At 52.5% G+C, this 12,899-nt stretch carries 10 protein-coding genes; 9 read left to right on the top strand and 1 reads right to left on the bottom strand.

The window, feature by feature from the left end; all coding sequences use genetic code 11:
- Positions 1-267 precede the first annotated feature (267 nt).
- The 8 genes from H70357_RS25945 to H70357_RS25910 all read left to right on the top strand — a co-directional run bounded on the left by H70357_RS25945 (position 268) and on the right by H70357_RS25910 (position 10,131).
- Positions 268-828, top strand: a complete 561-nt coding sequence (locus tag H70357_RS25945; protein ID WP_063848056.1) for an RNA polymerase sigma factor — start codon at positions 268-270, stop codon at positions 826-828.
- Positions 788-2,449, top strand: coding sequence for a DUF4179 domain-containing protein (locus tag H70357_RS25940; protein ID WP_038595462.1), 1,662 nt, complete (start codon positions 788-790; stop codon positions 2,447-2,449). The genes H70357_RS25945 and H70357_RS25940 overlap by 41 nt, the downstream gene beginning before the upstream one ends.
- A gap of 404 nt (positions 2,450-2,853) precedes the next feature.
- Complete coding sequence (locus H70357_RS25935; RefSeq protein WP_038595460.1) at positions 2,854-3,432, top strand: DNA-3-methyladenine glycosylase I; 579 nt, start codon at positions 2,854-2,856, stop codon at positions 3,430-3,432.
- A 146-nt stretch (positions 3,433-3,578) separates the two neighbouring features.
- Positions 3,579-4,637 (top strand): 50S ribosomal protein L11 methyltransferase, encoded by a 1,059-nt coding sequence (gene prmA / locus H70357_RS25930; protein ID WP_038595459.1) that lies wholly within the window; start codon positions 3,579-3,581, stop codon positions 4,635-4,637.
- A 2-nt stretch (positions 4,638-4,639) separates the two neighbouring features.
- On the top strand, positions 4,640-5,323 hold the full coding sequence (locus tag H70357_RS25925) for a site-2 protease family protein (protein WP_038595457.1): 684 nt from the start codon (positions 4,640-4,642) through the stop codon (positions 5,321-5,323).
- A 154-nt stretch (positions 5,324-5,477) separates the two neighbouring features.
- A complete protein-coding gene (locus H70357_RS25920; protein ID WP_038595455.1) occupies positions 5,478-6,242 on the top strand; it encodes an RsmE family RNA methyltransferase in 765 nt (254 codons plus the stop codon).
- 3 nt (positions 6,243-6,245) lie between these two features.
- Positions 6,246-7,592 carry a tRNA (N(6)-L-threonylcarbamoyladenosine(37)-C(2))-methylthiotransferase MtaB gene (gene mtaB / locus H70357_RS25915; RefSeq protein ID WP_038595453.1) on the top strand — a complete coding sequence of 449 codons (1,347 nt, stop codon included), beginning with the start codon at positions 6,246-6,248 and terminating at the stop codon, positions 7,590-7,592.
- 304 nt (positions 7,593-7,896) lie between these two features.
- The gene (locus tag H70357_RS25910) at positions 7,897-10,131 is read left to right on the top strand and encodes an Ig-like domain-containing protein (protein ID WP_038595451.1); all 2,235 of its coding nucleotides are present in this window, start codon (positions 7,897-7,899) and stop codon (positions 10,129-10,131) included.
- Between the two features lie 197 nt (positions 10,132-10,328).
- Here the strand turns inward: H70357_RS25910 and H70357_RS25905 are convergent, their stop codons facing one another.
- The gene (locus H70357_RS25905) at positions 10,329-11,318 is read right to left on the bottom strand and encodes a Na/Pi cotransporter family protein (RefSeq protein WP_038595449.1); all 990 of its coding nucleotides are present in this window, start codon (positions 11,316-11,318) and stop codon (positions 10,329-10,331) included.
- A 98-nt stretch (positions 11,319-11,416) separates the two neighbouring features.
- On the opposite strand from H70357_RS25905, the gene H70357_RS25900 reads away from it, so the two are divergent.
- Positions 11,417-12,817, top strand: coding sequence for a class I SAM-dependent rRNA methyltransferase (locus H70357_RS25900; RefSeq protein ID WP_038595447.1), 1,401 nt, complete (start codon positions 11,417-11,419; stop codon positions 12,815-12,817).
- Positions 12,818-12,899: the final 82 nt, after the last annotated feature.

Here is a 12,899-nt window from a genome sequence, read left to right as displayed (position 1 = left end):
GACGCCATATTTATGGCTTGCGTGACCATCTCCTGGCTTTTTATTTTTATCAGGTTGAAGCCTTCAAGCTGTGATCTGCCCGGACAAGCGGGAATTGAGGTAAAGCCTCCGCTCAAACCCGTTGTCTCCTATGCCACTACGCTGCCTTTACCGAGCTGCTCCAGTATGGATTTCTTTGTATATGAGTTGTATGATTTCCAGAAATGAACCTTTTTGCATGTTTGATTGTTATATAGACAACTCAGACAAGAAAGGAGGGGGCGTGCTTTGCAAAGCCATAGGGAATTGTTCGAAGCCTACAACAAGGCTGTCTACCGGACCTGCTACTATATGCTGCATGATGCTGCAGATGCCGAGGATCTATGCCAGGAGGTGTTTATCACCGTATTCCGCAGCCGCTGGCAGGAAGTCGAGCATGTCAGGGCATGGATTATGAAAATCACAGTCAATACCTGCCTGAATCACTTGAAACGCCGGCGCAGTCTGCAGCAGAAGGTAGCTGAGCATATGCATCTGCTGAAAGGCCGTGCCGAAACTCCGGTAGAGCTCTTAATTGAAGAAAAAGAAACGGCGCTGGAATGGAGCAGTTACATGTCCAGGCTTCCTGCGAAGATTCGCGCGGTGCTTACGTTAAGGTATATGCATGATTTCAGTCTGGCCGAAATAGCGGAGGCGTTGTCCATCCCGGTCGGGACGGCCAAATCCAGACAGCATAAAGGATTGAAAATGATGAAAAAGATGCTGCAGGAAGCAGGAGAGCATGCAGAGGCAGGGGAGGAGGTTTTGTATGAAATCGGTGGAAGATGCGCTGAAACTGCGCTTAAATAATGATCACGGAATGGAGTATCCCGATTTTGCAAGCATGTGGGAACGGATGGAGCAAGCTGGACATACTGGGGAGTCGGACAGCAAACGGGCACGGGGGAGATCAGTCCAGCGCCAGGGACGGAACTTACGGAAATCAGTTGTCGCGCTCTCTCTTGCAGCCCTTCTGGCTGCAGCTCCCGTATATGCAGCGATTCAGGTGGACTGGAACGGGCTGCTTCATGGCAAAAGCGGGATTCAAGCCGCACTCTCCGAGCACCTAGGCCAGGAGCTTGAACAGTCGGTGACAAGAGATGGGGTCACGCTGACCTTGCATACGGCGGTTGTGGATGAGAACCGCACGGTGATTCTGTACAGCCTGAACCCCGGTGAACATAACCGGGCTGAATTCATGAAGTTCAAAGGAATCTCTCTGAGGGATGAACAGGGAAAGCTTAGCGAAGGGATTCTTAGAGATATGGTGTGGGATGCCGGCAGCGGCAGATACACCGGCTATGTAGAGAGCAACTGGACACCGGAGGGGGATACGGCAAAGGTAGAATTTATAGCAAGGGATCTGCAAAGCTTCACCCGGCAGGAGCAGGAGCTGGAGGTGGACAATACGACCAGGGAAACGCAGAGCTTCAATATTGCGCAGGACGGCCTGCAGGCGCTTCATGTGCAGATGTTTCCCCGGGAGGATAATAGGCTGCTCGTCTACAGTGAGATTACCTTTGAACAAGATGAGGCTGCAGCATGGGCCAAGCCGCAGGTTGTTGCTTACCGGGATGGAGCTGTCGTAAAGGAACTTACTGACAGCCTGCAAGTGCGGCCGGGTGATAACGGAGAATATATCAGCCAGCAATTCTATAGACATAGCGACGTTTCGGATGAGAGCACAGCCTATCGGCTGCAATATATGAAAGAAGAAGAGCGACTGGACGGGAAATGGTCATTCGATCTGAACCTGAGCAAGAAGCAGATGAACACAGGGACAGCGAAATATGCTTTGAATAAGCCGCTGGAGACTAGCAGCGACGATATCACCCTGGAGCAAATGGTGGTTACTCCGACCCAGATCCGGATCAGCTACCGGACCAGAGAAGCCTATGCTCATCTGCCCTATGAGAAGATAACTCTTGAAGTACAAGGTATGAGCCTGAAGGGTGAATTATGGCCGACAGCTGAACGGGATCCGAATAAGGGAGAGATTCGCTTCGAACGGCCTTTGGGTCTCGTAATGAACGGGAAAACCCCTGTAACTCTAACAGGAAAATACAAGATTACCAATCATAAGGGGGAGCGGACTCCCATCCGTTTGACAGCTATCAGCGGGAAGCGGCAATCGGTAACATCGCAGGTAGGCGGTTATCCGGTAGAATGGATATACTACACTCTCGATGGGGATTTATATGTGGAGACCGGGAGCCAGACCCCAGGCTTTGGCGGAATCGTTTCGTTCGAAACGACCCGGAACAACTCCTATTTTGCAGGCGAAACGCTGATAGCCAATTACTCCGGGGATGATGACAACACGGCTATAAAGAGGTATGAGGGGTATGAGCAGACGAAAGCATCCATGTATGTCAGCGGTTATATTACGGTTGAACCGGATCAGATGATACAGGTGCAGCTGCTGCCTTAACCGGCAGGGTGATGAAGCGGAGACAATAGATTGAAAGAGAAACCTTTAATAGAAGAGGTTGTCCGGCCCTTGGGGGAAACGGAGGCCTCTTTTATTTGTGTATACAGGGTAATGGCGCTTAGAATATAAAGAGACGCTATATAATTTGAACTGAAGAACTACCTAGAGGCAAAAGCAGCGGAGGGGAATTTTGGAACTGTAGGAGCGATAGCGATCGCCTTTGTCTCCGGATTTCAACCGCAATAGCGGTATAAATCAAGAAATCGGGAGACAACAGCGGCCGGAAGTCCAAACATTCACTGCAGTTGCGTTCTATGCCGGCTCGGTAAATCTAAAGTTCAACTTATTATAGAAACAGCCTATGAATAATGTTCTTCGGACATAAAAAGGAGAGAAGGAGACAGGTGAACGAGATCCGCTGTGACTGGGTGAATGAAGATCCACTATATATTGCTTATCATGATGAAGAATGGGGCAAACCGCTGTATGATGACCGGAAGTTGTTCGAGCTGCTGATGCTGGAGGGAATGCAGGCCGGACTAAGCTGGTACACCGTCTTGAAGAAGCGGGAGCATTTCCGCAAAGTATTCGACGAATTTGATCCGGTGAAAATCGCGGAATATGATGAAGCCAAAATAACCGCACTGCTGGGCGATCCGGGCATTATCCGCAACCGCCTCAAGATTAACGCGATCATCCGGAATGCGGCCTTGTATTTGCAGATCGTCCAGGAGGAGGGCGGCTTTGCAGACTATCTCTGGAGCTTTACCGGGGGGGTGCCGGTGATCAATAACTGGAAGAGCAGAGCGGAAGTGCCGATTACAACTCCCCAGTCAGACCAAATGAGCAAAGCGCTGCGTAAAAAAGGCATGAAGTTTGTCGGCTCAACCATTTGCTACGCGTTTATGCAAGCTTCCGGAATGGTGGACGATCATATACAGGAATGCTTTTGCCGCAGCAAAAGTCAGCTTTCCGGAAGCTGATCCGCAGTTTGGCGCTACCCGGGGAAGAAATGGTATACTGTTAAGCAGCGCTCACAAAACTTTTTGTGTATGCTTCCGAAGCCAGTTTTGCTCGAAGAATAACCACGTAAGCTGCGCTCACAAAACTTTTAGGAGGATCCACAAAGATGTTATGGCATGAACTGACAGTACATACAACAGAAGAGGCGCAGGAGATGATTTCCAATCTGCTGTATGAGGCCGGGGCAGGCGGTGTTTCCATCGAGGAATCCGGAACCCTGAATAAGGTACGGGATACACGTTATGGTGAATTATACGACGAGCCGCTGAATGATATCCCTGAAGGGGAAGCGGTGATTAAAGGATATTATGCCGAAACCGTCCCGATGGATGCCATTATCGCAGAGCTGGCTCCACGGATCGAAGAGCTGAGAGAGTTCGGGATTGATCCCGGCAAAGCACTGATTTCGTGGAAAACTGTGGATGAAAATGATTGGGCGCATGCCTGGAAGCAGTATTTCAAGCCGCTTCGCGTATCGGACCGGCTGACGATTAAGCCCACCTGGGAGGAATATACCCCTGCCGGCCCGGAAGAAAAAATTATTGAGCTTGATCCCGGCATGGCATTTGGAACCGGAACCCATCCAACGACAGCACTGTGCCTGCGGGCACTGGAGAAACATATCAGCGGTGATGAGGAAGTGATTGACGTTGGAACGGGCTCCGGCATTCTTGCTGTAGGCGCGGTGCTGCTGGGTGCCAAGTCTGTGCTGGCGCTGGATCTGGATCCGGTGGCTGTGGAAAGTGCCCGTGAGAATGTGGCGCTGAACCGGCTGCAGGATTCCATTACGGTAAAAGAAAGCGACCTGCTGTCACTGCTAGGCGGTGAAGGCGCGGCAGATACGGCGGCGGGAGATATGTGGCCATCGGCAAGAGCCAGTCATACGGACGCGCAGCAGGCTGTTCCGGCAAAGCCAAAAGCTGAAGACAGTCTTGGTGTCACACTGCCGGTGAAGGTTGTGGTCGCCAATATCTTGGCAGAGATTATCGTGTTGTTCACCGATGATGTCTACCGTGCCCTGCAGCCGGGTGGCATCTATATCACCTCCGGCATTTATAAAGATAAGGAAGGGCTCGTGGCGCAGGCGCTGGAGTCGTCCGGGTTTGAGATTAAGGAAGTATCCCGTGAAGAAGATTGGGTGGCCTTTACAGCCGGAAAGAGGTAGAAATGGATTTTTTGGATAGAATTTTAGTAGTACCCCTGCAGCAGCTTCCGTTTTTCCTGATTACCCTGGTGATCGCATTTACTGTGCATGAATTCGCACATGCCTATTTTGCCAATAAATTTGGTGACCCAACTGCAAGGCTGCTGGGCCGCATGACGCTCAATCCCGCAGTGCATTTCGATCTATTCGGTATCATCCTGCTGCTCATTGCCGGCTTCGGCTGGGCACGTCCGGTTCCGGTGAACCGCGACAACTTCAGACGCCCCCGGCTGATGGGGGTTATCGTGTCTGCGGCCGGTCCGATCAGCAATCTGCTGCTCGGTATTCTCGGTACTCTAGTATATGCCGCCCTGCATGCCAGCGGCGCCATTGAGTCCATTACGAATGAACAGCTGCTGCGGGCAGTGTACTGGTTCTTTGGCATGTTCATTCAATTTAATTTCTTCCTATTCCTGTTTAACTTAATTCCGCTACCTCCGCTGGACGGCTACCGGATCGTAGAGGATGTGGCACCGCGTCCGATCCGTGCAAAATTACAGCAGTATGAGCAGTGGACGGTCTTTATCTTTTTGCTTATCATCTTTATCCCCGGCCTGCGTGCCTATACGATCGAACCGCTGAACAGCTGGGCACTGCAAATCGGGAACGACTTTTTCCGGTTGTTCTTCAATCTGTTCGGAGGGTAAAGCCTGAACAGGGGCTGTTCACAGGCAGACAAACGTTGTATGATGTAATGTGAATTTTTAGACGGTTTACAAGTGCGTAGAGCGGCGGCTGGAAACCTGAACAGCAGGACCGCCGCCGCTTTTACGCTGAATAATGGACAGGATGAGGATGAAGATGCAGCGTTATTTCGTAGCACCGGAGCAGTTCGGCCCGGAACAGGTAACCATTGACGGCGAAGATGCCCGCCATATTGCTAAAGTGATGCGCGGCAAAGCCGGAGACAAGCTAATTGTCAGCGACGGCATTTCCCGCGAGGCGCTGGCGGAGATTTCTTCGATTGAGATCGGCGAGATTATAGTGAACATACTGGAATCTCTGGAGATGACGCATGAGCCGCGGATCAAGATTACGGTGGCCCAGAGTCTGCCGAAGGGAGACAAGCTGGAAACCGTCATTCAGAAGTGCACCGAAATCGGTGCGGTGGCCTTTGTCCCGTTCCTCTCAGAGCGCACAATAGTGCAGTATGACGAGCGCAAGGAGAATAAGAGACTGGAACGCTGGCGCAAGATTTGCAAGGAGGCAGCGGAGCAGGCGCACCGTAATATAGTGCCGGCCGTGCATGCGCCTTTGAGCTGGAAGCTGCTGCTGCAAAGCTTCCGCGACTATGATGCCGTTTACTTTTGTTATGAGAAGGAAGAAGGGATGCAGCTGCGGAGTGCCGCCGCACCTTGGTTGTCTTCGCTGCCGCCGGAATCACCGGGCCGGGTAATGATCGTTGTCGGTCCCGAAGGCGGCTTCAGCCCGGAGGAATGCCTCGCGGCCGAAGAGGCCGGAGCGGTACCGGTAGGCCTCGGGCGGCGTATTCTGCGCTGCGAGACGGCCGGTATGGTCGCTGCTGCCTGCATCCTGTATGAATCCGGAGAAATGGGGGGAGCTTGAACAATGCCATCCGTAGCATTTTATACTTTAGGTTGTAAAGTGAATTTCTATGACACTGAAGCCATCTGGCAGCTATTCAAAAATGAAGGTTACGAGCAGGTTGATTTCGAAGGGCCCGCCGACGTATATCTAATCAACACCTGTACGGTAACCAATACCGGCGACAAGAAAAGCCGCCAAATGATCCGCCGCGCCGTGCGCCGCAACCCGGAGGCTATCGTCGCCGTAACAGGCTGCTATGCGCAGACCTCACCCGGCGAGATCCTTGATATTCCCGGGGTCGATCTCGTGATCGGCAACCAGGACCGTGAACAGATTATGACTCACGTCAAAAATATCCAGGGGTCCCGCCAGCCGGTGAATGCCGTCCGCAACATTATGAAGACGCGTGAATTCGAAGAGTTGGATGTGCCGGGTTTTGCTGACCGGACGCGGGCGTTTATGAAAATCCAGGATGGCTGCAACAACTTCTGCACCTTCTGCATCATTCCATGGTCACGCGGACTGTCGCGCAGCCGTGATCCGAAATCAATTGTCGCCCAGGCGCATCAGCTGGTGGAGGCCGGTTATAAGGAGTTTGTTCTGACCGGAATTCATACCGGAGGTTATGGCGACGATCTGGAGAATTACCGTCTCGCCGATTTGCTGTGGGAGCTGGACAAGGTGGACGGGCTGGAGCGGGTACGCATCAGTTCGATTGAAGCCAGCCAAATTGACGATAAATTGCTTGAGGTGCTGAACCGCAGCTCCAAGATGTGCCGCCATCTGCATATTCCGCTGCAGGCCGGACATAACGAGGTGCTCAAAGCGATGCGCCGCAAATACACCACCGAAGAGTATTATGCCAAGATGGAGCTGATCCGCCAGGCGATGCCGGATGTCGGAATCACCACCGACGTTATTGTCGGATTCCCCGGCGAGACCGAGCAGATGTTCCGCGCCGGCTATGATTTCATGAAGGCCGTGAATTACTCCGAGATGCATGTCTTCCCTTATTCGAAGCGCACAGGCACCCCGGCGGCACGAATGCTGAACCAGGTTGACGAGGAAATTAAGAACGTCCGCGTACAGGAACTGATCGACCTATCCGAGGAGATGCAGCTTGCCTATGCGCGCAGGTTCGTCGGCAAGACATTGTCCGTTATTCCTGAACGGTCGGCCAAAGGGGCCCCGGGCCGCAGCACACAGCACGGCTTCAGCGACAATTACCTGCAGGTTTTCTTCAGCGGCGATGATTCGCTGCAGGGACAGCTGTGCGAGGTGAAGATTACGGAAGCTGGCGTCAACGAGTGCAGAGGCGAACTGGTTGGCATGTCACAAGCTGGCCTGAAACAGGCGGTCCGCCAATAAATACAGCTTGGAACCAAGGATTTCGTCCCCTGCAAGGGATGAAGTCCTTGTTGTTTGTTGGGGGACATGTTTGCAGCAGACTGGATCATAAGAGCCTGCCGCGCGTATGCGAATCATTCTGAATTTCAACATGAGGCGCTGGTACTGGAACATATGGGAAACACTGGTTATAAAGTCCCTAATTGGGCTTTTAAGACCCCTGATTTCAAGAAAAGTTAAAGTCTTCAGTGCTAAATGTCGATAGTAGTGGAAGAGTGTGGGAATGTACCCTCCCAGAATAACATCACAATGAAGGAGAGAAATGATGACTGTGAACAGGAAAATGACGAAGTTGCTTCTCATCATAGCGCTGCTGGCTACCGTAGTATTTCCGGTAAGTGTCTTTGCAGATAAGGGAGATATCAACTCGATTGAGTTTGAGAGTTCGGCCAAATTGGATCTCGTAGTCGGCCAGACACCGAAGCAATTGAAGGTGTTCGCCAATGTAGAAGGTTCTTCTTCCAAGAGAGATGTAACGGGTGCGGTGACCTGGAATTCTTCCAATACCACTGCTGTAAAGGTTGTAAACGGCCTTTTGACGCCGTTTGACAGTGGCACGGCTATTATTACAGCTACTTATAATAGCATGCTTACTACGATTGAAGTTTCTGTGACTCATCCATTCAAGGATTTGAAGATTGAGCATAAAGAAGGCAACTATAAGCTGGGAGACAGTGAAGAGAAGCGGACTATCAAAGCTAAGGTACTCGGAGGAAAGTCCATCACCGAAGCGACTGATGTTACGAAAGATGTTGAATGGTCCAGCTCTGACACCAATGTATTGACGATATCGGACGGTAAAGTCAACCTTCTTAAAGAAGGTAAGGTAACGATCACTGCGAAATACAAAGGCCTGACGGCTACATATAAGACAGAAGTTGAAATGGCTTTTACCGACATCGACATCAAACAGAATGATAAGGTTGTGAAGGATGTCGAGACCCTTATGGGGGATAGCGCGATTAAGCTGACGGCAACTACCAAAGCCGCTACCCAAGCGGAGTCTGAGGACGTGACGGCTAAAGGCGACTGGAGTTCTTCAAATACTGCTGTAGCTACCGTCAAGAACGGAGAACTCAAGGTTCTGGCTACGGGTAAGACTGTAATCACGATTGCTTATCTGGGTGTGAAAGCTTCCGTAGACGTATACGTCCGCTCGTCGTATGAAGCGATTCTATTGACGCCTTCCAAGGAACAGAAGCTGTTCATGGGTGAAGTGCTGGATGTGAAGGCTGAGGTCAGAGATGCTGCCAACTCTACGCTGAATGTATCCCAGAACGCCACCTGGACATCCAGTGATCAACTGGTAGCCACAGCCAAATCCGAAGCAGACGCTGCGGACATTACGGCTAAGGGTGTGGGCGACTCTACTATCAAAGCGGAGTATAAAGGTGTCAGCAGAGAGATTAAGCTGAAAGTGCTTCCGACCATCACGGCCATAGAGGTTGAGAAAGCAGAGAATGAAAAGTCCGAAAAGGAAATGTTCAAAGGCGACACTTTAAGCTTGCCTAAGGTAAATGGCACCAAGCTCGACGGTACCAAACTTGAACTGAGCCAGGAGATAGAGTGGACTTCTGACAATGCAGAAGTTGCTACCATCAAGGATGGCAAGATTGAAGGTAAAGCAGCCGGTACAGTTACACTGATCGGTAAAATTAAAGAAGGCAACGTCAGTGCCTCAAAAGCGGACATCCGCAACAAGAGCGTTGAATATAAGCTTACTGTTCTGGATAAAGTGCTGGTGCTGATCGGGCCTGAGGACAACCTGGTGGTTGTTACTGGCGAAGAGAAGGCTATGCCTTCAGTTAAAGTAGTTATGGAAAACGGCGATGAGCGTGAGACCTCCGACAAGATTACTTGGGAGATTACGGGCACGAATGCCGTGATCAAATCAGGCACAAGCGGAAAAACGGTCAGAGGATTGGTAAAGGGCAGTGCAAGCCTAAAAGGGACCTATGCCAACAAGACAATCACCATTCCGGTGACCATTGAGCAAAAGATTACCAAGCTTGAAGTTGAGCCGGCATCGCTGGAGATGAACATTAAAGCCTCCAAATCGGTAAAAGTAACAGCTTATTACTCCAACGGAAAATCAGCCAACTTCTCGAATACGATTAATTGGGAATCCTCCAATCCGGCAGCAGCGACTGTCAAGGGCGCTTCCGTGAAGGCCGTGGCTGAAGGCACAACTACGTTAACGGGATCTTATCAGGGTATTAACGTCAGCCTCAAGGTCAACGTGATTCCCAAGCTGACCAAGCTGACAGTGAATGAATCACGCCTGAATATGGCTCCGGGAGGCAAACAGACCGTTGTGGTAACCGCCTTGTATGATACTGGTAAAACGGCAGACGTGACTGGTCTGATAACCTGGACCAACTCGAAGCCGTCTGTAGCCAAGCTCTCCTCAGGCAGCATCACAGCGCTGGCCAAGGGAAGCACTTCTTTCAAAGGCAAATACAATAACAAGACCGTGACAATTTCGGTTAAAGTCAAGTAGCAGCAACAAACTGCTGTATGCAAAATCAAAGAAAGACCAAAGAACTGCAATGCCGCCTTGGGGCACTTTGCAGTTCTTTTTTTTCTGGTGCGCTCGACATTTCGTCTTTGCATTAGATGAAAAGGCTCAATTGAAGTATAATAGTACAGCGATAGCGCATGCGTCCGGGGATAGCCCGATCGGCCATGCGTATGTTCTCACGGCTGGAGCCGGCTTTCCAGCCTGGACCATAGCGGCAGGTAGCATAGCGGCAATGCCCCAAGCGAGCAGACCACATTGAAGATCGTCTGGGCATGGGCGAGCTGTGCGGCGGGACCGCCGCCGATCCAGGCGGCGAGGCTCTGCAGCGGCCCTATAAAGGGCAGGAACAGCAGTGCGCCGCCGACGTTGAGCGCTACATGCGACCAGGCGACGAACACCCCGGAAGGCGAGCCGCCGATTGCGGCAATTACGGCGGTGACGCAGGTGCCGACATTTGCGCCAAGCACGATGGCGATGCCCAGCTCCGGCGGCATCACGCCGGTGGAAGCCAGGCCCATCGCCATCCCGATGACCGCCGCGCTGCTGTGCAGCATTGCGGTCAGACAAGCTCCGGCGGCAAGCCCCCAGAGAGCGCTGGTGGCAGCATGGCCAAGGAACCAGCGGAACAGTCCGCTGGCTTGCAGCGCGGGGCTGATCGACTGCATGACGGCGATGCCCCACAGGACAAGCGCGAAGCCGGCCACCGCCAGGCTGATGAACTGGAGCGGCCCGGAGAATTTACGGCAGGCTCCCGCTGCCCGCCAGGAGTAAGGCGGCAGCTCGCCGATCATGACTGCCGCGGCCCAGACGCAGAGCGAGGCAGCCAGCAGCGGCGTGGCCATCGTGCTGATCTGCAGTCCAATCAGCTCGGTGGTTAAGCAGGTGCCAATGTTGCTGCCGAGAATGATGCCCAGGGTCCGGGCATAGGTAATCAGGCCGGCATTGACCATGCCGATGGTCAGCACCGTGACGGCAGTACTGCTCTGCAGCAGTGCCGACAGCAGACTGCTGGAAATGAGGCCTTTTACTGGCGTAGATGTGGCCTTATGCAGGCCTCGGGATAGCAGGGGTCCAGCAAGCCGCGACAGCGCGGCTTCCATAAGCTTCATGCCGGCAAGAAAGATAACTAGACCATATATAATAGGGAACAGCAGGTCACGGATCATAAGGACAGGCTCCTTTGAACGGGGGTTGTACACCAATATATGAAAGCATTGCAGTGGACATGTATGAAATCATTAACACGAACAGGGAGTTGAAGTCATTGGCATCGGTTATTCTGGAACGAAACCGCAAGAAAAGACTGGAGCAGGGTCATCCGTGGGTCTACGCCAGCGAGGTAGCCTCGGTGGATGGAGATCCGCAGGCAGGCGGATTGGTGGATGTGCTTAATCACCAGGGGCGTTTTTTGGGTGCAGGTTATTATAATCCGGCTTCGCAAATCCGGGTGAGAATTCTCTGCCAGAGTCCGCTGGCGGTCATGGATACGGCCTTTTTCGCGGAGCGGTTCTCAAGCTGCCTGCAGCATCGGGAACGTTTTCTGCCGGGAGCAGACGCGTACCGGCTTGTGTACGGCGAAGCTGATTTTCTGCCCGGCCTGATTGTTGACCGTTTCGGCGAGATTCTTGTCGTTCAGCTCTTGACGCTGGGCATGGATGTGCGCCGCGCCGAGATTGTGGAGGCACTGGTGCAAGTGATGAATCCACGCGGGATTTATGAGCGCAGTGATGTTAGTGTCCGGGAGCTGGAGGGTTTGGAGCAAAGAACCGGAGTGCTCTACGGGGAATGTCCGCGCCACATTACTGTAAGCGAGAACGGTCTTAAGGTAATCGTGGATATTGAGGAAGGCCAGAAGACGGGCTACTTTTTCGACCAGCGCGAGAATAGAGCTTCCATCGCTCCGCTGATCAAAGGCTGGGGCGGCCGCAGCGGAATTACGCTGCAGGAGATCGAGACGGATGAAGGTCTGGTTCAGACCCTGCCGGTGAACAAAAGCGGCAAGCCGGTCACCTTCCCGTATTGGGACGGTGCGACAGTGCTGGAATGCTTCGCGCATACGGGCAGCTTCACACTGCATGCCTGCAAATACGGAGCCAAAAAGGTTACCTGCCTCGACGTATCCGCCCACGCGATCGAAAGCGCCAAGGCCAATGTGGAACTGAACGGATTCACAGACCGTGTGGAATTTGTGGTGGATGATGCTTTTGCTTTTCTGCGCAATCAGGTTAAAGGGCTGGAAGAGCGGACGGAGCGGGCAAACGGTGCAGGAGAGGCTAAGACAGGAGCAAAGCCGGCGGCTAAGGCCGATACGGCGAAGCCGATGACTGCTGGCGGCGGACGCACATGGGATGTCGTCATTCTGGATCCGCCGGCGTTTGCCAAAACCAAAAGCGCTGTTGCCGGTGCCTGCCGTGGTTACAAGGATATTAACCTGCACGGCATGAAGCTGGTCAATGAGGGCGGTTATTTGGTGACGGCAAGCTGTTCCTACCACATGCAGCCGCAACTGTTCCTGGATACCATTGCCGAAGCGGCGAAGGATGCCGGTAAGGTCCTCAGACTGATTGAATGGCGGGCCGCGGGGAAAGACCATCCGCAAATTCTCGGTGTCGACGAAGGGCATTATCTGAAATTTGCCATTTTCGAAGTGCGCAGCAAGAAATAAACAAACCTGGCCCTAAGCCGGCTCTACGGGAGTCTCTGTAAAGAGGCTCTTTTTTTCGTTTTTCATTGATAATCATTCTGGC

The organism is Paenibacillus sp. FSL H7-0357 (assembly GCF_000758525.1).
Taxonomy (GTDB): domain Bacteria; phylum Bacillota; class Bacilli; order Paenibacillales; family Paenibacillaceae; genus Paenibacillus_AQ.
This window is presented reverse-complemented; position numbering and strand designations above follow the sequence as displayed.